21 protein-coding genes are annotated in these 25,236 nt (G+C 63.5%); 8 read left to right on the forward strand and 13 right to left on the reverse strand.

Translation table 11 applies throughout. The features are described 5' to 3' along the window. Positions 1 to 90: 90 nt before the first annotated feature. The gene (locus IVB12_RS29605; RefSeq protein ID WP_247304614.1) at positions 91 to 1,668 is read right to left on the reverse strand and encodes a DEAD/DEAH box helicase; all 1,578 of its coding nucleotides are present in this window, start codon (positions 1,666 to 1,668) and stop codon (positions 91 to 93) included. On the opposite strand from IVB12_RS29605, the gene IVB12_RS29610 reads away from it, so the two are divergent. Then, positions 1,645 to 2,226, forward strand: a complete 582-nt coding sequence (locus tag IVB12_RS29610) for a hypothetical protein (RefSeq protein WP_247304382.1) — start codon at positions 1,645 to 1,647, stop codon at positions 2,224 to 2,226. The genes IVB12_RS29605 and IVB12_RS29610 overlap by 24 nt on opposite strands. Here IVB12_RS29610 and IVB12_RS29615 read toward each other — a convergent pair. Next, a complete protein-coding gene (locus tag IVB12_RS29615; RefSeq protein WP_247304384.1) occupies positions 2,117 to 3,310 on the reverse strand; it encodes an SWIM zinc finger family protein in 1,194 nt (397 codons plus the stop codon). The genes IVB12_RS29610 and IVB12_RS29615 overlap by 110 nt on opposite strands. A 224-nt stretch (positions 3,311 to 3,534) precedes the next feature. Here IVB12_RS29615 and IVB12_RS29620 point away from each other — a divergent pair, with 224 nt between their 5' ends. Further along, on the forward strand, positions 3,535 to 4,035 hold the full coding sequence (locus IVB12_RS29620) for a peptide deformylase (protein ID WP_247304386.1): 501 nt from the start codon (positions 3,535 to 3,537) through the stop codon (positions 4,033 to 4,035). Positions 4,036 to 4,120: 85 nt separating this feature from the next. On the opposite strand, the gene IVB12_RS29625 is transcribed toward IVB12_RS29620, so the two are convergent. The 4 genes from IVB12_RS29625 to guaA form a co-directional block, all read right to left on the reverse strand. Next, the gene (locus tag IVB12_RS29625) at positions 4,121 to 5,374 is read right to left on the reverse strand and encodes a serine hydrolase (protein ID WP_247304388.1); all 1,254 of its coding nucleotides are present in this window, start codon (positions 5,372 to 5,374) and stop codon (positions 4,121 to 4,123) included. A 261-nt stretch (positions 5,375 to 5,635) separates the two neighbouring features. Continuing rightward, entirely contained in the window at positions 5,636 to 7,459 is a 1,824-nt protein-coding gene (locus tag IVB12_RS29630; protein WP_247304390.1) for an ATP-dependent helicase, read from the reverse strand. An 11-nt stretch (positions 7,460 to 7,470) separates the two neighbouring features. Further along, positions 7,471 to 9,267, reverse strand: a complete 1,797-nt coding sequence (locus tag IVB12_RS29635) for an AAA family ATPase (RefSeq protein ID WP_247304391.1) — start codon at positions 9,265 to 9,267, stop codon at positions 7,471 to 7,473. A gap of 157 nt (positions 9,268 to 9,424) precedes the next feature. Then, entirely contained in the window at positions 9,425 to 11,023 is a 1,599-nt protein-coding gene (gene guaA / locus IVB12_RS29640) for a glutamine-hydrolyzing GMP synthase (RefSeq protein ID WP_247304393.1), read from the reverse strand. A 149-nt stretch (positions 11,024 to 11,172) separates the two neighbouring features. Between guaA and IVB12_RS29645 the strand changes: the two genes are divergently transcribed. The 3 genes from IVB12_RS29645 to IVB12_RS29655 all read left to right on the forward strand — a co-directional run bounded on the left by IVB12_RS29645 (position 11,173) and on the right by IVB12_RS29655 (position 12,563). After that, on the forward strand, positions 11,173 to 11,544 hold the full coding sequence (locus tag IVB12_RS29645; RefSeq protein ID WP_247304395.1) for a nuclear transport factor 2 family protein: 372 nt from the start codon (positions 11,173 to 11,175) through the stop codon (positions 11,542 to 11,544). Between the two features lie 209 nt (positions 11,545 to 11,753). Then, entirely contained in the window at positions 11,754 to 12,086 is a 333-nt protein-coding gene (locus tag IVB12_RS29650) for a DHCW motif cupin fold protein (protein WP_247304397.1), read from the forward strand. 267 nt (positions 12,087 to 12,353) lie between these two features. Continuing rightward, positions 12,354 to 12,563, forward strand: a complete 210-nt coding sequence (locus IVB12_RS29655; protein ID WP_008141931.1) for a cold-shock protein — start codon at positions 12,354 to 12,356, stop codon at positions 12,561 to 12,563. A 114-nt stretch (positions 12,564 to 12,677) separates the two neighbouring features. Here the strand turns inward: IVB12_RS29655 and IVB12_RS29660 are convergent, their stop codons facing one another. Both IVB12_RS29660 and IVB12_RS29665 read right to left on the reverse strand, forming a co-directional pair. Then, positions 12,678 to 13,979, reverse strand: coding sequence for an RsmB/NOP family class I SAM-dependent RNA methyltransferase (locus IVB12_RS29660; protein ID WP_247304399.1), 1,302 nt, complete (start codon positions 13,977 to 13,979; stop codon positions 12,678 to 12,680). Positions 13,980 to 14,014: 35 nt separating this feature from the next. Continuing rightward, entirely contained in the window at positions 14,015 to 14,437 is a 423-nt protein-coding gene (locus tag IVB12_RS29665; protein ID WP_128262063.1) for an MAPEG family protein, read from the reverse strand. 304 nt (positions 14,438 to 14,741) lie between these two features. Between IVB12_RS29665 and IVB12_RS29670 the strand changes: the two genes are divergently transcribed. Next, positions 14,742 to 15,584, forward strand: a complete 843-nt coding sequence (locus tag IVB12_RS29670; protein WP_247304400.1) for a metallophosphoesterase — start codon at positions 14,742 to 14,744, stop codon at positions 15,582 to 15,584. Here IVB12_RS29670 and IVB12_RS29675 read toward each other — a convergent pair. From IVB12_RS29675 to guaB, 3 genes are all read right to left on the reverse strand, one after another. After that, entirely contained in the window at positions 15,564 to 15,896 is a 333-nt protein-coding gene (locus IVB12_RS29675; RefSeq protein WP_247304402.1) for a hypothetical protein, read from the reverse strand. The genes IVB12_RS29670 and IVB12_RS29675 overlap by 21 nt on opposite strands. A 145-nt stretch (positions 15,897 to 16,041) precedes the next feature. Then, positions 16,042 to 17,064 (reverse strand): NADP-dependent oxidoreductase, encoded by a 1,023-nt coding sequence (locus tag IVB12_RS29680; protein ID WP_247304404.1) that lies wholly within the window; start codon positions 17,062 to 17,064, stop codon positions 16,042 to 16,044. Between the two features lie 264 nt (positions 17,065 to 17,328). Further along, positions 17,329 to 18,822, reverse strand: coding sequence for an IMP dehydrogenase (gene guaB / locus IVB12_RS29685; RefSeq protein ID WP_247304405.1), 1,494 nt, complete (start codon positions 18,820 to 18,822; stop codon positions 17,329 to 17,331). Between the two features lie 417 nt (positions 18,823 to 19,239). Here guaB and IVB12_RS29690 point away from each other — a divergent pair, with 417 nt between their 5' ends. Then, the gene (locus IVB12_RS29690) at positions 19,240 to 20,730 is read left to right on the forward strand and encodes an MFS transporter (protein WP_247304406.1); all 1,491 of its coding nucleotides are present in this window, start codon (positions 19,240 to 19,242) and stop codon (positions 20,728 to 20,730) included. Between the two features lie 133 nt (positions 20,731 to 20,863). Here the strand turns inward: IVB12_RS29690 and IVB12_RS29695 are convergent, their stop codons facing one another. Both IVB12_RS29695 and IVB12_RS29700 read right to left on the reverse strand, forming a co-directional pair. Then, a complete protein-coding gene (locus tag IVB12_RS29695) occupies positions 20,864 to 21,562 on the reverse strand; it encodes an RlmE family RNA methyltransferase (protein WP_247304407.1) in 699 nt (232 codons plus the stop codon). A 1-nt stretch (position 21,563) separates the two neighbouring features. Continuing rightward, positions 21,564 to 22,637, reverse strand: a complete 1,074-nt coding sequence (locus IVB12_RS29700) for a Ppx/GppA phosphatase family protein (RefSeq protein ID WP_247304408.1) — start codon at positions 22,635 to 22,637, stop codon at positions 21,564 to 21,566. Between the two features lie 207 nt (positions 22,638 to 22,844). Between IVB12_RS29700 and IVB12_RS29705 the strand changes: the two genes are divergently transcribed. Then, positions 22,845 to 25,217, forward strand: a complete 2,373-nt coding sequence (locus IVB12_RS29705; RefSeq protein WP_247304409.1) for a xanthine dehydrogenase family protein molybdopterin-binding subunit — start codon at positions 22,845 to 22,847, stop codon at positions 25,215 to 25,217. The last annotated feature ends 19 nt before the right edge of the window (positions 25,218 to 25,236 follow it).

Genomic DNA, 25,236 nt, shown 5'->3' on the forward strand with positions numbered 1-25,236 from the left:
CGGCACAATGGCCCCCTGCGCCGGTTCGCCAGAGGCCATGCCAACCTGCCTGCCGGAGCGCCGTGCGCGGTCAAGCCTCGAACAGGGCCTTCACGTCGTCTCGGTGAGCGCCGAAGCAATCTGTCCATCGCGCTCGAATAGACTGCCGGCCAGCGCCCGTTTTCTGGCCTTGAGCTCGTCCATCTTCTCCTCGATGGTGCCGGCGGCCACGAGTCTGTAAACAAACACTGCCTTGTGTTGTCCGATCCGATGGGCACGATCGATCGCCTGTTCCTCGACCGCAGGATTCCACCAGGGATCGAAGATGATCACCGTGTCCGCCGTGGTCAGATTGAGGCCCACCCCACCCGCCTTCAGGCTGATCAGGAAAAGCTCCGCCGAACCGTTCTGGAAGGTTTCGATCGCCGCCTTGCGGTCCTTGGTGTCACCAGTAAGAAGGCTGTATCGCAGGCCATTGGCATCGAGGCGCCGCCGGATCAGATCGAGCATGGAGGTGAACTGAGAGAAGACGATGATCTTCCGGCCCTCGCTCAACAGCTCCGATACCATCTCCATCAGACGTTCGAGTTTGGCCGACGGCCGCTCCACGCCATCCCGCAACTTCAGCAGCGCCGGATCGCAACATGCCTGCCGCATTCTCAGCAAGGCTTCCAGAACGACGATGTGGCTCTTCGCGAAACCACGGGCCGCGATGGCCTCGCGGACCTTGCGCGACATCGACAACCTTATGGAATCATAGAGATCGCGCTGCGGACCTTCGAGCACGATCGTTTCCAATATCTCGCTCTTGGCCGGCAGTTCCGTGGCGACTTCGGCCTTGGTCCGACGCAGCAGGAAGGGCTTAACCCGCTGCGCTAACGCTTCAGTGCGGACCTTGTCACCCCGTTTCTCGATCGGCGAGCGCCATTGGCGCGAGAACGCCGCCTTGTCCCCGAGATAGCCTGGATTTGCGAAACTCATGATCGACCAGAGTTCGCCGAGATGATTTTCCATCGGCGTGCCCGTCAAACAGAAGCGGTGCGCTGCCTTGACATCCCGCAACCAGCGAGTGGTGGCGGCGTCTGGATTCTTGACGGTCTGGGCTTCATCCAGCACGGCGATGTGCCATTCCCGCGCCAGAAGCACCTCCCGGTCTCGCGCGATCAAGGGATACGTGGTCAGCACGAGATCATGCTCGCCAATCGCCGGGAACTTCTCCTTGCGCTCTGGCCCCTGAAGGACGAGGACCTTCACGTCCGGGGCGAACTTCTGCGCTTCGGCTGACCAATTGGTCATCAGGCTCGTCGGCGCGACAACCAGCACAGGATTGGTGAGCCGTCCCCGCTGCTTTTCCAGCGCGATCAACGCCAGGATCTGAATTGTCTTGCCAAGCCCCATGTCATCGGCGAGGACGCCGCCCAAGCCGCTCTCGCGAAGCAGGTCGAGCCAGGCCACACCCTGGGCTTGATAGGGTCGAAGCGTCGCCCGAAAGGTCGGCGGAAGGTCGGGCGCAGTCAGCCCTCGCGTCTGAAGCAGGCCAGCGAGACGACGGAGATTGTCGGCCCCGCGAAAAACAAAATTCTCGTTCTCCAGGCCCAGCAGCGGAACGACGTCGGCCTGCGACAGCCTGATCTTCTTCGACCCATCGGCGAGAGTGCCGTTCATGTGCAGGCTGTGCAGCGCCAGCACCAAAGGCAAAAAGCGATCGGCGGCCAGCGCCAGTTGGCGGCCGTCGGCGAGCGGGAGATAAAACCGGTCGCGCTTTTCTGCGAGTTGCCGCAACCGTTCTGGCCTGAAGTCGGGCGCCGATACCAGCGCGGCGACGTGCGGGGCAAGATCGTGGCGCTCGCCGTCGATGTCGATGCCGAGCGCCAGTTCGAACCAGTCGATACCGCTCGATTCCAGCGCGGCATCGAAGTCGCCGGAGGAGTCCGCGAGCCGAAACGGAAAGTCCTCGTCGACCAGAATCTCGAAGCCTTCGGAGCGCAATCGCTCGGCATGCTGGGCGAGAAAATCGAACCAGCCGCCCTGGTTGCTCAGCGTGAGATCGTTGGCATGACGGAAGTCGAGCGCCGGCAGTGCCGTCCTCGCGTCACGAAGACCAATATCCGCCAGACGCTTGCGCGCTTGCTTCTCCTTACTTTGTCGCCGCGTGATCGAAAACAGCTTGCCGGCCTGAAACAGCTCCACCCGGCTCGCTCGCTGGTGGATCAATATCGAAGCCGCCATAGCGGAATCCGAGGGTAGCGACCGCCGCCGGCCCGTGCTCCTGGTTCCCGCCGCGGGAGTAGGAATAGTAGCTCGCGACGTGACCCAGCCGCAGCCGCAGCACCGGATGAGGATCCTCTTCGATTGACACAGCGACGGTCGGCGGCGCAGGCAAGAGGCCGTGGTGAGATTCAGGCAGCTTCTGACTGAGGCGGCGCGAGACCTCCTCCACCTGCGCGCGCGGAATGGCGGGAGCCGAGAGGATTTTGAAGGCCAACCGTGGGGGCAGGCCCGATTGTACCGGCCCGATCAGGCCGGCGGCCTCGTCAACGTACACCGGCGGCTCGGCGTTGAGCGCGACCGCCCCGGGGACAAGGAGATGAGGCGTGAGACCGCTCTTTCCCGTCGATCGCCACTCGATCCGGCCCGAGCGCGCGTCTGCCCACGTCAGCGGGCTCCGCTTGTGGTCAAGCCAAAAGGCCCTGCCAGTCGCGACAATCCGCTTCAGCAGTTCCTCCGAATAGGGTCCCTGCTCGTAATAGCTGCGGGTGCCGGTCGCCACTTGCGTCATGATGTCGATGTCGACATCGCGGAAGTATTTCGGCGCCCGCTCAGCCTTGAACTCGTAGAGGCTGGGGCTGGTATAATTGTCAGCGAAGCCGCCGCCCTTCAGCACACGGACGGACCGCAGGGACAATTCAAGCCGCGGCATCGCGTGGTCCGATGGCTCCAGGCAGTACAGCAGGCACTGATTCTGATCCGCGCCAGCCCCGTCACCCCGCACCGTCCGGCCAACGCTGTCGATCCAGCTGGTGAGCTCGGACGAAAGAACCGGAGGCGCCATGGGTGCGTTGCTGGCAGCCTGCGTGCCCGCTGCCGGGACCTCCCTCCCACTCAGCACCTCCAGCAGCGTTGCAGCGACATGCTTGCAATTGTACTCCATCGGACAACTGCAATCGCCATCGAGGTCGACAAGTTCGTCACCGCTGAACACCAAGACGATATCGACCTCATACCTGTTTGCTCCGCTGCCGCGCACCTGCGCGCTGACATGTTTCAGGTCATCGCTGACCTTGAGGTTCGAGACACGGCCCTGCGCCTGATAGGAAACCGCCTTCTCCATCGCCGATCGGCTGAAGTAACTGTAGATCGACTTGCGCTTGAGAACGTCCGAGAGCACTTGCAGAAATTCCGTGGTCTTTGAGCTTTCAGGATAGCCCCTCCGCCCCGATCGTTGTAGCCGACTCCTCCCGCTTGCGAACAGGAACCTGACGCCTCGGGCCCTGACCGATCGAGGCGGCGCAACAACGGAGTGCTTCAACCATGCATGAATGGTAAGAACCCGGCATGACCATCCGTTCCATCGTCCGCTACCCCGACCGCCGGCTCGCGATGCCTGCACGAGCCGTCAGCGCATTCGACGACGGCTTGCGCAAACTGGCGGCGGACCTGTTGGAGACGATGCGGGCGGCACCCGGGATCGGCATCACCGCGCCGCATGTCGGTGTGCCCTTGCGGCTCGTCGTGCTCGAGCTCGACGCCAGGGACGGTCCCCTCACCTACGTCAATCCGGTCGTTGAATGGGCCTCACCCGAGATGATCCTGCACCGCGAGGGCAGCGTCTCGATGCCTGGGGTCAACGACGAGGTGCAACGCCACGCGCGGGTGCGGATCAGCTATCAGGATCTCGACGGCAACATGCATAGCGAAGAATCGGACGGCCTGCGGGCCGTCTGCCACCAGCATGAGATCGACCAGCTCGACGGCGTGTTCTGGATCCAGCGGCTGTCGCGGCTGAAGCGGGAGCGGCTGGTGAAAAAGTACGAGAAGACGTTGCGGGGTCCGTGATGCATTCACTCCCGCTTGTGTAGGGCCACTGCGGTCAAGCCGCGGCATGACAGCGCGTGCGGGGCGCGAGCGTGCGACGCGCGGCCTACCCGACCGCCATCAGCTCCTTCGCCAGCGCCATGTAGGCCGGCAGTGTCACGGGATCGTTGGCGGCGTTGCCCGCCATGGGATGCGAGGCATAGCGGGCGATCACCATCTCGGCTTTGGGATCGATGTAGATGCCCTGGCCGTGGACGCCGCGCGCCATATAGGCGCCGTGGGCATTGTGGCTGACCCACCATTGATTGCGGTAGGACGCGCCCGGCAGCGTGGTGTAGCCGGCCGGCTTGAATTTGTGGGGATCGCCGCCGCGCGCGATGTCCTCGACCACAGACGAAGGCACGATCTGGCGGCCGTTGAAGCGGCCGTGATTGCGCATGGTCTCACCGAAGCGGGCGAGATCGCGCAGTGTCGTGGAGAGACCGCCACCGCCGCTCTCGGTGCCGATGCGGTCAACGTGATAATGCGCGTCCTCCTCTGCACCCATCGGCTGCCAGATGCGTTCGGAGAGAAGATCGGACAGGGTCATGCCGCTGACGCGGCGGCAAATCCAGGCCAGCACGTCGGTGTTGACGGTCTTGTAGGCAAAGGCCTTGCCGTGCTCGCCCTGCTTCTTCTGCGCGATGAGGAAATCGAAGATCGTGGTCGCGCCGTCATAGCCCGGCGGGATCGGGGCCATGCCGTTCGCACGTCGCAATCCCCACACATCCGAATTCTTGTCGGTGTAGACTTCGGTGTATGCGAGCCCCGTGGTCATATCCATGACCTCGTGCACGCGCGCGTCCCCAAACGCGCTCGCCTTCAGCTCCGGCACATAATCCGTGACGGGCGCCTGCGGATCGATCCTGCCCTCGGCGACCAGCATGCCTGCGAGCACCCCGGTGAACGACTTCGTCACCGACATCGCGAGATGCGGCTTGTGCGGCTTCAAGGCGCCGAAATAGCGCTCATAGATCAGCTTGCCCCGATGCAGCACCGCGATGCCGTCGGTGTAGGTCTCCTCCAGCATTTTTGCGAACGTCATCGGGCGACCGTCCATCGTGGTCGAGGCGACCGCGCCGATGTCATGCTCCTCCCGCGGCAGCACCGACGCCGGCCCCGCCCCGCGCCAGACGTTCACCGTCGGCACCAACTGGCGGATGTTGCTCCAGGCCCAGCGCAGTTCGGGGAAGCTGCGGAACGAGCCGTCCTGGAAGGTGATGATGCGGTCGGCTGACGGCGGGAAGCCGCGCATCCAGCCTAACTGTTCGGGATCGGTCTCCGTGGCGGCGGCGAGAGATTGAGGGGCGACGATAGACATGAACGTAAGCTCCGGGGCTGGCAACGCCGGAATCGTATCATGAGCACGCTAGACGTACACCCAACGCCAGCGCTGGGGTGGTCGGCGGCGGAAGCTGGGCGCCCATTCGTAGAATAAATAGAGCGATCGATATCCGACTCCCGAACCAAAACACACTCCAGGTCACAACGACGGGGCAACGCCGATCATGCGATCGAGCATTTATGGGCCGATGCCTATTTGCGGAAAATTCAATGCCGTGCGAACGGAGCGATCAACTCGCTACGGAGTTGGCTTCAACAAGACGCAAACATCGTCACTTGGCGTCATGATTGTCGTCCGCACTTTCGCTCGGGTGATGCTGACACGGAAGTTTTGACGCGCTTGCGTCATCGATCCATCGTGAAAATTGCCGGACACAATTCGATCAGGATTAGCTACGATCTCGCGTTTCACCCGCTTTGGCCAGCCTTCGAAAATGATGACCTCGTCGAACTGTTTCCCCTTCGCCTTGTGCATGTTCATCACGACGACACCCGCTTCCGGCTTGTGTGCTGTCGCGAAATGCTCATGAACGAAGGCTTGGCGGGTGATCTCAAGGGCATTCCGATATCCGCCCCCATCGCGCCAGTCCTGCGCTAATCCCTGGCGAAGCAGGGTCCCTCGCTCAAGAAGTCGGACATTGCGCACCTCCCTCGCGACATGGTTCAATCGCGGGCAAGCTCCGGCGCCCAGCACAGCCCGCATTGCCACCCAATCTGCGTCGGGGTCCCCCGTGAGCGCCAGAGCCGCTGAAGCTTGGTGAGCGGCAAACGTGCCTTTTAATACACTGTTGCCCGGCATCGGGCGGCCTTTTGCAACGCACTCATTCCATTTCGCCAACGCCGCTCGAAATCGCTTAGCCTCATCCATGTCGCCCTTAGTGGGCGTCGCACCGCCGCGGCCGTGAAAATAGCTGCAAAGTAGCTCGACAAGTTTGTCAAAGCATCCGGCATGGCCGCGCTGCTGCAACAAGAAGGCGACAATCTCAGCGGCGAGGATCGGCCCCTCCATATCGACAGCTGCCGTGTGCGCAATAGGCGGGACGTTTCCGAACGGTTCGCGCAGCACGTCAGATACGAGGCGAGTCATCCTTTTGGTCGGCACGAGTACCGCAAGCGACCAGTCCCGTCGACCCGCTTCAATCAAACGCTTGCGGGCTTGCAGGACCTGTCCAACGAGTGACGTGTAGGCTTGATTGGGGTTGGATTCGAAGGGCGCGTAGGCGATTCCTTTGTATTCGTTCTGACGGAATTTTCCGGTCAGAATGTCGTTGCCAAACAATGTGATATCAGTGCCTTTGCTTCTATGATTGTCCGCGGCGAGATCGTGGACTGATGGTGCGAAAGCGGCTGTGAAGTGGTTAAGCCTCTCCGGATCAGCCCCGATGAAATCGAAGATTCGCTGCTCTGGGTCGGCTAGAGCTATCAGCGTGCTACTCACGCCTAAGGCCTGTACCGCTCGCCATTGGTCGGCGCTCGTGTCCTGAAATTCATCGAGAATGATGTAGGGGTACATCGTCGAGATAAGCGACCGGATCTTGTTAGAGCCGTGAAGCAAGATTGCCACGCGGTCTGCGAACAGCTCGAAGCAAACCTTTCCCTCTTCGGTTGCGAGTCGAGCCCGCTCTGCGTCCTCACGTGCGCGCTTCTGCGCTTTCTCCTCATTCGACAGTTTCGAAGCCGCTTTATAGCCACTCCGTACGGCGGACAGAGCGATTGCCTCGTTTGATGGCGTTAGGATCGTTATCCGCCGCGGAAAGCCGATCAGGTAACCGTGGGCTTTCAGAATGCGCCAGAAGAACGAATGATAGGTATCGACCTCGATCCTCCGTCGCTCCTCACGTGCGATCGCAGCCTCCTCGTCGATCGCCTCCAGCACGCGCGAAACGGTCGCGCGGGCGAAACTGAGGAAAAGGATGCGCTGGCCGGGCTTCAGCGCCTCACATGCAATTTTCGCGGCCTTGAGAATCGAGACGGTTGTTTTTCCAGAGCCGGGCCCACCGGTCACGAGGTGATGCCCGACGGTCCGAATGACTTTCTTTTGAGCCTCGGTCAGCTCGACCATGACACATCCACCTAGCTGAGAGGGTCGACAGCGTCTTCTTCGTCACCTTCGCCAGCCGGCGGTGGCGGTACATCGCAGAGCGATTTCAGGGTGATGCAAGCCTCACGCAACCACTGCGGGATCTCGGCCTCGCAGCACTGCGCTAGGAATTCTGCGATCCCCCAGTTTCCTTTCGACCAGCTGAAATAGTCCTTGAGCGCCACTACCACCTGTATCTTTGGGTTCGGGTATTTAGTCTGCAGGTGGGGCGGCCAATCCAGCAAGTCCGCAAACCGTTCGAGCGCAGCCTGGGTCGTATTCTTGAGGATCAGATCCTCGATGCCCTTCTCCTCATGCATGAACAGCCGCTCAACCTGGGCTTCGATAGTCGCCTTGGCCGGACCGGTTTGCTTGTCGCATAGGGCGAAGGTTCGCTTTCCCAAGCTTTTATACAGAGCGCCGAGATCGGCGATTTGGGTTTCAGTCCCTGCGTCGATGACGCACACGCCCAGGGCCTCCAAAGACGCGTATATCGTCGGGTTCAACTCCGACAAGCGGCGCGCGGCGACTGGGAAAGACGTCGCCTCCGTTGCGCCCTCGGCGATCAGGACGCGACGTGAGAGCAGCCCCTCGCAAAACCGAGTCCGAAACTCCTGGCGATAACGCTTATGCTTGACGCTTTCCGGCAGCTCGATCTTTGCCTGGGCCAGTTTGCCATTGCCCGTTCGCGAAAGGGTGACGGTCTCATCGAGGCTGAACTCCTCGAGGATGTACGGCGAGTGCGATGTAAAGAGCGACTGAGCCGAAAGCTTGCGTAATTCGTGGACAATTCGCTTTTGCGCATATGGCGGGATCGCCGTTTCGGCTTCTTCCATGGCAAAAATGACGTTCTGCTTATCCTCGGCGATCTGCGACAGCATCGCGAGTACCAGCATATTGATTGTCCCCGTTCCCTGCCGGAAGAAGGGCGCCGCATGGTCGCCCGTGCCGGTGGCTATGAACGCAGTAACCACCTTTCGGAGATGCTCACGTGTCAGGTTTGACACTTTAAGGTGCGGCTTCACTCCCCACTCGCGCGGCACGTAATTCTTCAGCGACTTGTCGATGCTTTCGAGCACGCCCGAGATGCCAAGGACAGGATCGCTCGCAACGTCGAAACCGGCAAGCGTTCCGATCGTCCCTTCCCACATCTGAGGCCGGATCTCCTTGAGCCGCAGGATAATGTCCAGCAGGCTGCCGTGTTCGAGACTGAGCGCGCGAGATCCGGTCCTCAACGATCGCAAGAAGAGAAAGCCGCAGTGCTGCTTATCCTTCTTAGAAAAGGAGGTCGGGGTCTCGTCCTCCGACAGGCTGCGTGTGAAGTAGGTATTGCCGACGAAGTCGTCTTCGTCAGGGTCATATTCGCCGATGAATGTGACCCGGAGCGCCGCCTTGATCTCAGCAACATCGACACCCGCTAGACTAGCCTCCTGATAGAACTCGCCGGTGCTTGTATTCAGCCACTCGACGGCGGCGCCGAAGCGCGCCTCCTGTTCTGACGACAAGTTGGTGATCGTGACCTCGACCTTGATCTTCGGGGCCGGGACAAGCTCCGCCCCTTCGGGGGCCCTGGGGTTCGCGAGAGGAAGATAGTTGCCCTCATAGAAATCGTGCTCATCAACGGGCGGCCGTCGACTGAGCCGGTCAGGCCCCAATGCGAGATCGATCGCCTCAAGTACCGACGATTTGCCGGTGTTATTGTCGCCGATCAGGACGGCATGATCAGGCAGCACGAGCTTTGCGGAGCGAATGCCTCGAAAATTTTCTATCTCAACGGAAAATATCTTCACGACTCCCCCCAGAGCCACGCGGCCTTATTGAGCCTGCGTTATCTCATAAGTTGAGTCGGCACAAAACACTCGTCTTAAACGGCGGACGTGCTTCGAAGCCGATCGCGCCGCAACAGATCCCCACCATTGGGGTGCTGCCGGTATGAATGGGTGAAAATCACTCCCACTCGATCGTCCCCGGCGGCTTACTGGTCACGTCGTACACCACCCGGTTCACGCCCTTCACCTCGTTAATGATGCGCGTGGCGGTCTCGCCCAAGAACTTCATGTCGAACGGGTAAAAGTCGGCGGTCATGCCGTCGGTGGAGGTGACGGCGCGCAGGCCGACGACGTAGTCGTAGGTGCGGCCGTCGCCCATGACGCCGACGGTCTTGACGGGGAGCAGCACGGCAAAGGCCTGCCAGATCACGTCGTAGAGGCCGTGCTTCCTGATCTGATCGATGTAGACGGCGTCGGCCTTGCGCAGGATGTCGAGCTTGTCTTTGGTGATTTCGCCGGGGCAGCGGATGGCGAGGCCCGGGCCCGGGAACGGGTGTCGGCCAACGAAGATTTCGGGCAGGCCGAGCTCGCGCCCGAGCTTGCGCACCTCGTCCTTGAACAGCTCGCGCAGCGGCTCGACGAGCTTCATGTTCATGCGCTCAGGGAGGCCACCGACATTGTGGTGCGACTTGATCGTCACCGAAGGGCCGCCGGTGAAGGAGACGCTCTCGATCACATCAGGGTAGAGCGTGCCTTGCGCGAGGAAGTCGGCGCCGCCGATCTTCTTGGCTTCCTCTTCGAACACCTCGATGAAGAGGCGGCCGATGGTCTTGCGCTTGGTCTCCGGATCGGTAACGCCTTCGAGCTCGCCCAAAAACTGTTTTGAGGCATCCACGTGCACGAGCGGGATGTTGTAGTGGTGGCGGAACAGGTCGACCACGGTCTTGGCTTCGTCGAGACGCAAAAGGCCATGATCGACGAACACGCAGGTGAGCTGGTCGCCGATCGCCTCGTGAATCAGCACGGCCGCGACCGCTGAATCGACGCCGCCGGAAAGGCCGCAGATCACCTTGCCTTTGCCGACCTGCTGGCGGATTTTTTGGATCTCCTCCTCGCGGAAGGCGCGCATGGTCCAGTCGCCGGAAAGGCCGGCGATCTTGCGCACGAAGTTGCGGATCAGTTTGGCGCCGTCGGGCGTGTGCACCACTTCCGGGTGGAACATCAGGCCGTAATATTTGCGCGTCTCGTCCTGGATGATCGCGAAGGGCGCGTTCGGCGAGGTGCCGGCCACCGAGAAGCCCGGCGGCATCCTGGTGATGCGATCGCCATGGCTCATCCAGACCTGATTCCTGCCGCCTGGTGACCAGACGTCCTCGAACAGCTTGCTCGGCGCCTTCACCTCGACATCGGCGCGGCCGAATTCGCGGTGATGGCCGCCCTCGACCTCGCCGCCGAGTTGGGCTGCCATGGTCATCTGGCCGTAGCAGATGCCCATTACCGGCACGCCGGAATCGAAGATCGCTTGCGGGGCGCGGGGCGAGCCGGCCTCATGCACCGACTCAGGCCCGCCGGAGAGGATCACCGCCTTCGGCTTCATCTCGTTGAAGGCAGCTTCGGCCTTGTTGAACGGAACGATCTCGCAATAGACGCCATCCTCGCGCACGCGGCGCGCGATCAGTTGCGTCACCTGGCTGCCGAAGTCGACGATGAGAATCTTGTCGTGCGCCGAGGCCACCGAGGGCGTCGACGCGGAGCGGTCGTTTTGTGCTGCTGTCATGGCCAGCAGATACGCGACACGGGAGCTGCCCGCAACCGCGCGGGCGCGCGCCCCACATCCTTCTTTGGGCATGGACAAAACCATATAGGTCAGTAATATTGACCTATTATGTCCTCCTCTCAAACAGGGGGCCGAACAGGGAGAACGCCATGTCACAGCACCATCAGCCATCAACGCTCGCCGCGCTCGGCCGGACCTGGGTCGAGGCCTGGAATGCGCGCGACCTCGAACGCGTGCTCACGCTCTATGACGAGGCGGCCGTGATGACGTCGGACCGCATCCCCGTCATGGGGTTCGATGCCAGCGGCACCGTGCGCGGCAAGGACGCGCTCCGCGCCTATTGGGGCAAGGCGCTCGGGCTTTTGCCGAACCTGCATTTTTCGTTGATCGATGTGTTCGTCAGCCCGGACAGCGTGGTTGTGTTCTACGAGAACGAGCGGGGCAAGCGAATCTGCGAATATCTGCGGGTGAACGCCGAAGGGCTGATCGTGCAGGGGTCGGCGAATCATTTGGCGGCATAGGCCGGTTCCGGAAGGCCGCCCCACCCTCGCCGCGGCTTCTCGGCTCGATCATTGCCGCCTCTGGAATACTGGATCGCCCGCCCCAGTGCGCAAGTGCGCACAAGGCGGGCGATGACAGCGTGAACGAGGAAGGTTCGTGACCCCCACACGCAGTGACGGAGAACGCGGTGTACGCTAACAACACTGCCGACACCGATTGGACCTCCGCCATGAAACTCCCGGCATCCCCGTTCACCGTCACCGACTGGAGCCAGGTCGAGCCCACCACGCATCCCGGCGAGACCGGCGAGGCCAAGTGGCGGACGCTCAACATCGGCGAACTCCGGGTGCGGATGGTCGAGTATTCGCCGGGCTACCTCGCCGATCATTGGTGCGATCGCGGTCACGTGCTCTACGTGCTGAAGGGCGAGCTCGACTCGGAGCTGCGCGACGGGCGCAAGTTCAAGCTGACGGCGGGGATGAGCTACCAGGTCTCGGATTTCGGCGACGCCGCGCACCGGTCCTCGACGGCGGTGGGTGCGACGCTCTTCATCGTCGATTGAGAGGCGCGAGGGCGGCCAATTTGCACCGCAAAATAGCAAGCGCGCGCGACATGCCGAGCCACGGGTGGTGCCTTGAACTGGCCCCAAATTCTCGCTATATTGTGATCATCGATACTTGGCCGAACGACTGGGCCGCTTCGCTTCGTTGCTGACGGGCGCGCACGCTTCAGATGAATTCTCCAAACATCGACTCATCAGGGACTATGGGCGCAATGCTGCGTACCGGTCTGCGTGCGTATCCTCTCTAACTAACTAAAGGACAATCCCATGGCTATGGGCACCGTGAAGTGGTTCAACACCCAAAAGGGTTATGGTTTCATTCAGCCGGACGACGGCCAAAAGGACGTATTCGTGCACATCAGCGCCGTCGAGCGCGCTGGCCTCTCCTCCCTCAACGAGGGCCAGAAGGTCTCGTTCGACATCGTCGCCGACCGCCGCAGCGGCAAGTCCTCGGCTGACAATCTCCGCGTCGGCTAACGCCGGCGCAAGGCGCTTCTGACCACCGACGTACCGGTCAGAAGCGGTTAGCGAACACAGGCCCCGCGACCGGATTCGGTTCGCGGGGCTTTGTTTTGGGCGCCGCTGGCGCGGTCAGCCCGATTTCCTCAGCACCGAAACGAAGAACCCGTCCGTCCCGGTCCGCCGCGGCGTCATCAGCCAGCCTTCATCCGATTGCAGTGCGGCCTCGCCAAAAGCCTCCGCCTTGTCCCAGAGCACGCTCGCGGTTTGCTCAGGCGGGACGACCGTGAACTCGGGATGGCGGGCGACGAACGCCCTGACCTGCTCACCGTTCTCTTCCGGCAGCACCGAGCAGGTGATGTAGGCGATGCGGCCACCCGGCTTCACCAGCGGAACCGCGCGCTCCAGCACCTCGGCCTGGTCGCGCAGGCGAATCTCCAGCGCGCCCGGCCGCATGCGCCATTTGGCGTCAGGGTTGCGGCGCCAAGTACCGGTTCCCGTGCAGGGTGCGTCGATCACGACCAGATCGGCGGTGCTGCGGATGTCGGCAAGCGGATCGGCGTCGCCCTTGGGCGTGCGGACATCGGCATTGTGGACACCGGCGCGCGACAGCCGCTCGTGGATCGGGGCGAGCTGGCGCTTGTCACGGTCGGTGGCGATCAGCCGGCCCTTGCCCTGCATCAGGGCGGCGAGCGCCAGCGTCTTGCCGCCGGCGCCGGCGCAGAGGTCGATCACCTGCTCGCCGGGTTTTGCCGCAGTGAATTGGGCTGCAAGCTGCGATCCCTCATCCTGCACCTCAATGGCGCCCTTGATGAAATCCTCCTCGGCCTGGATGCCCGGGTTGCGCGCATCGGCCGAAAGCTCGATGCGGAGGCCGGTTGCGGACCAAGGCGTCGGTTTTGCATGAAGATGAGCAAGTGCACGCAGCACCTTGTCCCGATTGGATTTTAGCGTGTTGACGCGCAGGTCGAGCGGGGCCCGGCTCGCCATCGCCGCGGCCTCGGCGGCACGGTCCTCGCCGAACACTTTTCCAAGGTGGGGATCAAGCCAGTCTGGATAGTCGCCGGCCACGGCGGCGGGCGCATCTTTCAGGGAACGCGAGGCGAGCGCGGCCTGCTCGGCTTCCGTCAGCGGCTCTGGCGCAAACCGGCTGCCGTCGAACATCGCGGCCATGGTGGCCGTATCCATGTTTCGCTCGAGGCGGAGCATGCCGATCAGCCGCGCCCGCGCGGTATCGGCATCCATCAGGTACGCGCTCGAGGCGTAACGGCGCAGCACGTCCCAGACCAGGCCGGCGATGGCGGCGCGGTCGCCGGAACCGGCGAAGCGGTGCGCGGTGCCCCACTCCTTCAGCGCCTTGGCCGCAGGCACGCGGTCCTTCTCGATGGTGTCGATCAGTTCGATGGCTGCGGACAGCCGGGCAGCGGGCGTCATTTCAAATCTTTCAAAAAAGATTGGCGCACAAGCGCCTAGATCAGCAAGAGCAGCTTCAGCGCGAAATAGATCCACATCGCCAACAGCACCAGCACGCCGGCGAGCCAGACCGTGGAGCGCCGGCCGAGATCGTTGGAGGAGACGAAAACGCCGGCATGGGCAAAGCGCGTCACCACGAACACCCAGGACATCAGCACGATGAAGAGATCGGCACGGCGCAGCGGCAGCGCCAGTGCGATCAGGACGTAGAACAGCACCGGCAGCTCGAACTGGTTGCGGTAGCAATTGGCGATTTGTGTGGCGCCCTTGGGCCAGTTCGGCTCGCCCAGCGCAATGTCGCGGATCTTGGTCTCGCCCGAGACCAGCGTCTTGCGGCGCGCGACAACCATGCCGATCAGGAGCGCGAAGGTGAGAGCGACCTGCACGAAGACCGGCAGCAGGACCATTTGAACGGACATCGGAACTTTCCCGGGAGGCGAAATGCCGCCGACCGTCATTAGCTGCGACTTTTGGCGCTGACAATGAACGACTTGAACCGGCGTTCCCGCTCTCGCGATCAAAGGTCGATCGTTAAAGCGATTTCGGCCCCCGCGGGCCGCGAGGCGAGAGACCGCCATGCCGACCGCATCGCCTCGCCGCTCGCCGGCGCCCTCGCCCGCAGGACGGCTATACGATCCGCTATCGCGCGCTTTAAACTTTGTTCGTGCGACGCATGCCCGCACCGTCATCGTTCCGACGCGTGACAACGGGTATGATGAACGCATGTCCGAATTTCGCCTCACGCAGATTTCCGACACCCATCTCGGCCGGCGCTTTCCCGGCCTGATCGCCAACTTCCACCGCCTCAGCGAGCACATCGACGCCAACAGGCCCGATCTCGTCATCAATACCGGCGATGTCTCGTTCGACGGCCCGACCAGCGTGGATGACGTCGCATTCGCGAAAAGCCTGCACGATGCCCTGCCCATCGCCTGCCGCTATCTCCCCGGCAATCACGACATCGGCGACAATCCAACCATGATTGGACCGGCGCCGAAGCCGCCGGTCAGCGAGGCGCACCGCCGACAATTCTGCGACATCATCGGCGAGGACCATTGGGCGTTCGAGGCTGCCGGCTGGTGCTTCATCGGCCTCGATTCACTTGTCGTGAATGCAGGGCTCGCCTTCGAGGCCGAACAATTCGACTGGCTGGCCCGCGAGATCGCGCGCACCACGGGAAAGCCGGTCGCGCTGTTCCTGCACAAGCCGCTGTTTCTCAACCTGCCGGACGATCCCGAAACGCCGGAAACCGCGATCCGCTACGTGCCGCAGCCGGCCCGGGCGCGACTGATCGAGATGTTCGAGCGCGTCGATCTCCGGCTCATCGCCAGCGGTCATGTGCACCAGCGGCGCGACTTCACCTATCGCCTCACCCGCCATGTCTGGGCGCCGTCGGCCGGCTTCGTCATCAACGATGCGCGCCAGGACCGGATCGCGATCAAGGAAGTCGGGCTCGTCGAGTATCGTTTCCAGCCCGACAGTTTTGAGGTCCGCCACATCAGGGCCGCGGGCCAGGTCGATGTCGACATCGAAGAGCTCCTTGCCCTAATGGGCGACGAGCACTAATGCCTGCTTGACGGCTCGGGCGACGCTCTTGAGATCCTGCTGGATCGCAGCCAGCAAGGATTGCAGCGCCTCGCTGTTGACCGGCTTGGCCGTGGGATCCTTGGTAGGCTGGACCTTGGCCGGCTGGGCGGCTTGGACCGGACGCTTCGGGAATGGCGGCGGCGGCGGCATCGAGGGACCAACGACATCGCCCTCCTCGTCGACATGCACGAACTTGCCATGGATGACGTCGTTACGCCGGCCCATGACGAACATGGTCGCCCAATAGCCGGCTGCCAGCAGCATTACGCAGAAAATACCAATCTCTAACATCGCAGCACCTAAAATATGCGCGATGATTCAATGCCTTCACCTCGGGGTCAATGAACACGGGTCACACCTGCGGCTTTTGCCTCAAGGTGTGACCATTTGGTGACTCTTTCTTAACCATACCCGCCGGCGTGTGGCCCCGGCGCAGCTAGACTTTGTCAGGTCCGACCCGCACCAGCTGCTTGCCGAAATTGGCGCCCTTCAAGAGGCCCATGAAGGCGCCGGGCGCGCTCTCCAGGCCCTCGGTGACGAACTCCTTGTATTTCACCTTGCCCTCCCGGACCCAGGCCGATATGTCGCGCAAGAAATCGCCATGGCGCGCGGCGAAGTCGGAGACGATAAAGCCGCGGAAGGTCAGACGCTTGGTGAGGATGTTGCGCATCAAGGATGCGGCCCATTTCGGCGGCTTGGCCTCGGTGTCGTTGTAATGCGCGATCAGGCCGCAGACCGGCACGCGCGCGAAGGGGTTGAGCAGCGGGAACACCGCCTCGAACACCGCGCCGCCGACATTCTCGAAATAGACGTCGATGCCACCAGGGCAGGCATCCTTGAGCTTTGCCGCGAGATCGGGGCTGCGGTGATCGATGCAGGCATCGAAGCCGAGTTCCTTGACGACGTAATCACACTTGTCCTTGCCGCCAGCGATGCCGACCGCGCGCGCGCCCTTGATCTGCGCGATCTGGCCGACGGCCGAACCGACCGCACCGGAGGCGCCGGCGACGACGACGGTCTCGCCCGGTTGCGGCTTGCCGATGTCGAGCAGGCCCATATAGGCCGTCATGCCGGGCATGCCGAGCACGCCGATCGAGGTCGAGATCGGGCCGAGCTTGGGATCGACCTTGATCAATCCTTTGCCGTTCGAGATCGCGTGGGTCTGCCAGCCGGAGCGGATGCGCACGATATCGCCGACCGCGAAATCAGGATTGTTGGACGCCGCGACCTCGCTGACCGCCTCGCCTTCCATCACGCCGCCAATCGGCACCGGTGCGGCGTAGGATGGCCCCTCGCTCATGCGCCCGCGCATATAGGGATCTAGCGACAGCCAAATCGTGCGCAACAGGACCTCGCCTGCCGCCGGCGTCGGCACCGCGAATTCCTCCAGACGAAAATCAGACGGCTTGGGTTCGCCGACGGGACGCGCGGCGAGAACGATGCGTTTGCCTTGGGACATGATGGCTTCCTCCGGAGTTTCTTCGTTGCAAGCGAAGCGGAGGGAGCGAGGCGCGTCAATACAAAAGCAGTGGAGAGGGTAGTCGGGGAGGCATGCGCCGTTCTCGTGTCCCGGACGCGCCGCAGCGCTCTTGCGCTGCTGCGCAGAGCCGGGACCCACGCAGCACGGATGATTGCCCAGTATGGAAGAACGCTGGGCCCCGGCTCTGCAGCGCACCCGCTGAAAGAGCGCTGCGCTGCGTCCGGGGCACGAGAGCGAAAACGACTAACCGCCGCCCGGATAGTTCGGCGCTTCGCGCGTAATGGTGACGTCGTGGACGTGGCTTTCGCGCAGGCCCGCGCCGGTGATGCGGACGAACTGGGCCTTCTGGTGCAGCTCCTTCATGTCGCGCGCACCGACATAGCCCATCGCGGCGCGCAAGCCGCCGGCGAGCTGGTGCATGACGTTACCGACCGGGCCCTTGTAGGGTACCTGGCCCTCGATGCCCTCAGGCACGAGCTTGAGCGCGTCCTTGATGTCCTGCTGGAAGTAGCGATCGGCCGAGCCGCGCGCCATCGCGCCGACCGAGCCCATGCCGCGATAGGCCTTGTAGGAGCGGCCCTGCCACAAAAACACTTCGCCCGGCGTCTCGTCGGTGCCGGCGAGCAGCGAGCCGACCATGGCGATGTCGGCGCCGGCGGCAAGCGCCTTGGCGAGATCGCCGGAGAACTTGATGCCACCGTCGGCGATCACTGGAACGTCGGACTTCTTCGCGGCTTCCACCGCATCCATGATCGCGGTGAGCTGCGGCACGCCGACGCCGGCGACGATGCGCGTGGTGCAGATCGAGCCCGGGCCGATGCCGACCTTGATGCAATCCGCACCCGCGTCGATCAGTGCCTGCGCGCCTTCGGTGGTGGCAATGTTGCCGGCAACGACCTGCACGGAATTGGAGAGACGCTTGATGCGGTTGACGGCGTGCAGCACGTGGCGCGAATGGCCGTGCGCGGTGTCGACGACGACGAGGTCGACGCCGGCATCGATCAGGCGCTCGGTGCGCTCGAAGCCGGTGTCGCCGACAGTGGTGGCAGCAGCAACGCGCAGGCGGCCCTGCGCATCCTTGCAGGCGAGCGGATGGGCGACCGCCTTTTCCATGTCCTTTACGGTGATGAGGCCGACGCAGCGATATTGCTCGTCGACCACCAGCAGCTTCTCGATGCGATGCTGGTGCAGCATCCGCCGCGCCTCGTCCTGGCTGACATTCTCGCGCACCGTGACGAGATTTTCGTGCGTCATCAGCTCGGAGATTTTCTGCTGCCGGTTGGTCGCAAACCGCACGTCGCGGTTGGTGAGAATGCCGACCAGCTTGCCCGGCGTGGACTTGCCGGCGCCGGTGACGACGGGAATGCCGGAGATGCCGTGATCGCTCATCAGCTTGAGTGCGTCGTCGAGCGTCGCCTCGGGGCTGATGGTGAGCGGGTTCACCACCATACCCGACTCGTAGCGCTTGACCTGCCGCACCTGGGCAGCCTGCCCGTCGGGGTCGAAATTGCGATGGATGACGCCGAGGCCGCCGGCCTGCGCCATGGCGATCGCCATACGCGCCTCCGTGACGGTGTCCATGGCGGAGGCCATGATCGGGATGTTGAGCGGAATGGCGCGGGTGACGCGGGAACGGATGTCGACCTCGCCCGGCATGACGTCCGACAGGCCAGGCTTCAACAGCACGTCGTCGAACGTGAAGGCTTCGCGAATGCCTTGAAGTTGCACCGTGGCCATCTGCCAACTCCTTCCTGCGGCCCTGCCGCAAATAGCTATGGATGAGCGCCGCCCTCGGCGTGCCTTGCGGCATCGCCGGAGAATCGGAGCCCATCGGTGGGGTTGACGCGGGTCGATAGCACGGCCGCGTGACGAATCAAAGCAATTCGGACCGCCGGACAGCCATGCACAGGCTTTTTGGGCAGATTCAGCGGGGATAGCCTGTGCGCGCCCCCACCCACCGTCATTCCGGGCTGGCGCCAGAAGGGGCGCCCGGCAATGACGAGGGAGCGAGACTCCCCGGGGTGCAACCGTTGAAGCGGGTCACACCGTTACGCGGCATTTAGGTGCTATGCGTTGTTGCGCAATGGTCCCGGCCTGACGGGGGTGATAAGCCGCAAGTCCACTCTTCCTTCCGATTTTCATTACCATTCCGTCATGGTCGACAAGCAACGCGTCATTCCGCTGATCGTGGCCACTGCTCTCTTCATGGAGAACATGGACTCGACGGTGATCGCCACCTCGCTGCCGGCGATCGCGGCCGACATCGGCACCAGTCCCCTGACGCTGAAGCTCGCGATCACCTCCTATCTGCTGTCGCTGGCCGTGTTCATCCCGGCGAGCGGCTGGACCGCCGACCGCTTCGGCGCGCGCATGGTGTTCGCAATCGCGGTCGGCGTGTTCATGGTCGGTTCGGTCGGCTGCGCGCTCTCGACCTCGGTCACCGATTTCGTGTTCGCGCGCATCCTGCAAGGAATGGGCGGGGCCATGATGACGCCTGTTGGGCGTCTCGTGCTGCTGCGTTCGGTCGACAAGAGCGCGCTGGTCAACGCGATGGCCTGGGTGACGGTCCCTGCCCTGATCGGCCCGGTGATCGGCCCGCCGCTCGGCGGCTTCATCACCACCTACGCCTCCTGGCACTGGATCTTCCTGATCAACATCCCGATCGGGCTGCTCGGCATCTTCATGGCGCTGCGCTTCATCGATCCCATCAAGAGCGAGACTCAGGAACCATTCGACCTCTACGGCATGATGCTGGCGGGCATCGGACTGGCCGGCATCGCGTTTGGTCTCTCCGTCGCCGGGCTCAACCTGCTGCCCTGGAGCACGGTTGCCGCGCTGGTGGTGGGCGGCGCGATCTCGATGGCGCTCTACGTCATCCACGCAAGGCGGACGGGATCGCCGGTGCTGGATTTTTCGCTGCTGAAGCTGCCGACGCTACGCGCGGCCGTGCTCGGCGGCTTCATGTTCCGGCTCGGCATCGGCGCGCTGCCCTTCCTGCTGCCGCTCCTGATGCAGATCGGCTTCGGCCTGTCGCCGTTCCACTCCGGCCTCGTCACCTTTGCCTCCTCGCTCGGCGCCATGGGCATGAAGACGCTGGCGGCGCGCATCATCCGCGCCTTTGGCTTCCGCAATCTGATGACGGTGAACGCGATCATCAGCGCATTCTTCCTCGGCGTCTGCGCGCTGTTCACGGTGACGACGCCGCTGCTCATCATCATGGTGATCCTGGTGGTCGGCGGCTTCTTCCGCTCGCTGGAGTTCACCGCCATTAACACAGTCGCCTATGCCGATGTCGAGACCGCCCAGATGAGCCGGGCCACCACGCTGGTCAGCGTCAACCAGCAGCTCGCGGTCTCCGCCGGCGTCGCCGTCGGCGCGGCCTGCGTCGAGACGACCATGTGGTTCAGTCATGTCAGCGAGCTCGACGCCACCGTGTTCGCGCCGGCCTTTGTCGTGGTCGCGCTGACCTCGGCGGCCTCTAGCTGGTTCTTCTGGCAGATGCCCGCTGACGCCGGTCACGAGATCTCCGGCCGCAAGGCGGCGGAGATCGCAAGCCGCAAAGGTGCCGGCAAGGGCGCAGAGAAGGCAGCGCTCAAGGCAGCGAGCGAGGATACCCAGGACGTGCGGGATCAGCGGCTGGGGTGAGTTCCTTCGGTCATTCGGGGCGATGCGGAGCATCGAGCCTGGAATCTCCGGAATCTATTGTGCCGCGGAGCGCGAGGAGAAATGGATTCCCGGCTCGCCTCTTCGAGGCGCCCCGGAATGACAGCGCTTGTGGTTACGCCTTCGCCTCGCCCCGAAAGCCCGTCGCCAGCACGTAGCGTTCCGAGGAATCCTGGCGGCTCGCGGCCGGCTTGACGTGACGCACGGCGGTGAAATCGCGCTTGAGCTGGGCGAGCAGATCGGCGTCGGCACCGCTCTGGAAAGTCTTTGCCAGGAACGTGCCGCCGGGCTTGAGCACGTCGCAGGCAAAGGCCGCCGCGGTCTCGATGAGACCGACGATGCGGAGCTGGTCGGTCTTGCGATGGCCGGTGGTGTTGGCCGCCATGTCCGACATCACGACGTCGGCGCCGCCGCCCAGCATCGCGGTGAGCTTTTCGGGGGCGTCATTGTCCATGAAGTCGAGCTGCGCGAAATCGACGCCCGGGATCTCAGGCATCTCCAGCAGGTCGATCGCGACGACTTTGCCCTTGCCTTCCGTGGAGCCGACGCGCTTGGCGGCAATCTGGCTCCAGCCGCCGGGCGCTGCACCGAGGTCCACCACAGCCATGCCTGGCTTGAGAAGACGGAACTTGTCGTCGATCTCCAAGAGCTTGAACGCCGCGCGCGAGCGATAGCCCGCCGCCTTGGCTTTCGCGACATAGGGATCGTTGAGCTGCCGCTCCAGCCACAGCTTCGACGAGAGCTTGCGCTTGCCGCCGGTCTTGACCTTGGTCTTGACTTGGACGTGCAAGCGGCCGGTGGTGTCCTTGGCCATCTCACCAGCTCCTGAGGGCGCCGTCCTCGCGCATCATCTCGACCAGCATGCCTTCGCGTAAGCCCCGATCGGCGACGCGCAGACGCGGCAGCGGAAAGGCGCGCCTAATAGCATCGAGAATGGCGCAGCCGGCGAGCACGAGATCGGCACGCTCGATGCTGATGCAGCTGTTGCCGGCACGCTCCTCGTAGCTCATGCCGAGCAGCTTGTTGATGGTCGCGGTGATGTCGGAATCGTTCATCCAGATGCTGTCGATGCGACGGCGGTCGTAGCGCGCGAGGTTGAGATGGATGCCGGCGAGCGTGGTTACCGTGCCGGAGGTGCCCAAAAGATGCATGTCGGCGAGATCGCCGCCATGCTGCCCCGCAAACGGCGCGACGTGGCTCGCAACCTCCTGCTCCATCGCGGCATAGATCTCCGACGTCACGTCGCGGCCGCCGAACTGCTCGGCGAGGGTGACGACGCCAAGCGGGATCGACATCCAGGCTTTTATGCGCGGCTCGGGATTTTCCGGATCGCGCTCGATCCGCACCAGTTCGGTCGAGCCGCCGCCGATATCGAACAGGATCGCACCGCGTCCTCTGGGGTCCACCAGCGGCGAACAGCCGAGCACGGCGAGCGCCGCCTCCGTCTCGCGGTCGATCACCTCCAGCTCGATGCCGGTCTCGGCCGCGACACGGCTGCGGAAACCTTGCGCATTCGAGGCTGCGCGGCAGGCCTCGGTCGCGATCAGGCGCAGCCGCCGCGCCTTGCGCAAATTGATCTTGTCGCGGCAGATGCTGAGCGCCGCGATGGCGCGCTCGATCGCCGCCTCGCTGATGCATCCCGTTGCCGAGACGCCCTCGCCGAGCCGGATGATGCGCGAGAAGGAATCGACTACGCGAAAGCCGTCCTGGGTCGGACAGGCGATCAGGAGTCGGCAATTGTTGGTGCCGAGGTCCAGCGCCGCATAGACGCCGGTTCCCGGCGCCTGCGCGCCGACGGCCGGTACAGTGGCCAACGCCACCGCCGCCATCGACCCCTCCAGCTCACCGTGCAGCCCAAGGCCATCGCGGAGCCGCGTGTGGTCATTCATACAAACTGTCTTTCCGCGACCCATCGGGCCGATCTGGAATTGCTTTTCGCCTGAAACATTAGCAGCGCAGCAGGTCTGCGCAACATCGCATCACATGGGACCATGCCCATTCGTGCGTTGTCGTGAACGGGGCCGTGGGGTATTTCAGTGAGGTCCGGTCTCCCGCTGCCGCGAAAATGCGCAAATACCGGCTTTTCAGGTCACTCCATGCAAGAACATACCAAATCGTCCGCGCTCGAAAACGCTATTGCACTGCAAAAATATGGCGTCGGGCAGCCCGTCCGACGTAAGGAGGACGACACGCTGGTGCGCGGCAAAGGCCGCTATACCGACGATTTCAACCTGCCCGGCCAGGCCTATGCCGTTGTCGTCCGCTCCACCCACGCCCATGGCATCATCCGCCGCATCGGCATTGATGCCGCCAAGGCGATGCCGGGCGTACTGGGGGTGTGGACCGGCACCGATCTCGATGCAGCCGGCTACGGCCCCTTCACCTGCGGCCTGCCGCTGAAGAGCCGCGACGGCTCGCCCCTGCTTCAGACTAACCGTCAGCCGCTGGCGACCGACAAGGTCCGCTTCGTCGGCGATCCCGTCGCCTTCGTGGTGGCAGAGACGCTGGCCCAGGCGCGCGATGCGGCCGACGCCGTCGAGCTCGACATCGAGCCGCTGCCGGCAGTGACGGACCCCGAGGAAGCGGCCAAGCCCGGCGCGCCGCAGCTCTACGACCATATCCCGAACAACGTCGCGCTCGACTACCACTATGGCGACATGGAGAAGGTGAACGCGGCGTTTGCCAGCGCCGCCCACGTCACCAAGCTCGACATCGAGAATACCCGCGTCGCCGTGGTCTCGATGGAGCCGCGCGTGGGGCTTGCCTCCTACGACAAGAAGACCGAGCGCTACACGCTTCAGGTGCCGACGCAGGGTGTCGCCGGCAACCGGGCCAATCTCGCCAAGAACCTGAAAGTGCCGAACGAGAAGGTACGCATCCTCACCGCCAATGTCGGCGGCTCCTTCGGCATGAAGAACATCAACTATCCCGAGTACATGTGCATCCTGTACGCGGCGAAGGCGCTGGAGCGGCCGGTGAAATGGCTGGACGAGCGCTCCACCAGCTTTCTCTCCGACAGCCACGGCCGTGCACAAAAAATCCATGCCGAGCTCGCACTCGATGCCGAGGGGCATTTCCTCGCGGCCAAGCTCTCCGGCTACGGCAATCTTGGCGCCTATATAACCGGCGTTGCGCCGGGGCCGCTCTCGCTCAATACCGGCAAGAATTTTTCCAGCGTCTATCGCACGCCGCTGATGGCGGTCGACATCAAGACGGTTTTGACCAACACCACGCTGATGGGCGCCTATCGCGGCGCCGGTCGGCCCGAGGCGAACTATTACATGGAGCGGCTGATCGACCGCGCCGCCGACGAGATGGGCATCAACCGGCTGACCTTGCGCAAGCGCAACTTCATCAAGCCGGACCAGATGCCGTTCGCGGCCTCCTCCGGCGTCACGTATGACAGCGGCGACTTCCAGGCCGTGTTCAACAAGGCGCTCGAAATCTCCGACTACGATAATTTTGCGAAGCGCAAGAAGGAGAGCAAAAAGGCCGGCAAGCTGCGCGGCATCGCGGTCGGCTCCTATCTGGAGGTCACGGCGCCGCCGAGCCCCGAGCTCGGCAAGATCGTGTTCGACCCTGACGGCACCGTGCAGCTCGTCACCGGCACGCTCGATTACGGCCAGGGCCATGCGACGCCGTTTGCGCAAGTTTTGAGCGAGCAGCTCGGGGTGCCCTTCGAGCGCGTCAAGCTCGTCCAGGGCGACAGCGACATCGTGCACACCGGCAACGGCACCGGCGGTTCGCGCTCGATCACCGCGAGCGGCATGGCGATCGTGGGAGCCGCCAAGCTCGTGATCGAAAAGGGCAAGCGCGCCGCCGCGCACATGCTGGAGGCGTCCGAGGCCGACATCGAGTTCGAAGGCGGCCGCTTCACCATCGCTGGCACCGATCGCAGCATCGATATCATGGAGCTGGCGCAGCGCCTGCATGGTGGCAAGGTGCCGGAGGGCGTGCCTGACAGCCTCGACGTCGACCACACCAGCGAGCCGGTGCCGTCGGCCTTCCCGAACGGCTGCCACGTCGCCGAGGTCGAGATCGATCCGGAGACCGGCGTGGTGCAGATCGTGCGCTACAGCGCGGTCAACGATTTCGGCACGGTGATCAATCCGATGCTGGTCGCGGGCCAGCTCCATGGCGGCGTCGTCCAGGGCATCGGTCAGGCGCTGATGGAGCAGATCCGCTACGACGACAGCGGCCAGCCGATCACGGGCTCACTGATGGACTACGCGCTGCCGCGCGCCGAGGACGTGCCGAACATGACGGTCGGCGATCATCCGGTGCCGGCCACGACCAATCCGCTCGGCAGCAAGGGCTGCGGCGAAGCCGGCTGCGCCGGCAGCCTGTCGACGGTGGTGAACGCGGTACTTGACGCGCTTTCAGAGTACGGCATCAACCACATCGACATGCCGCTCACGCCGGAGCGGGTGTGGCGGGCGATCCAAGAGGCGAAGGCCAAGGCGGCGTAAGGGCCTCTCTCGCAGAGCG

The sequence above is a fragment of the Bradyrhizobium sp. 179 genome, assembly GCF_023073535.1.
In the GTDB taxonomy this organism is placed as follows: Bacteria; Pseudomonadota; Alphaproteobacteria; order Rhizobiales; family Xanthobacteraceae; genus Bradyrhizobium.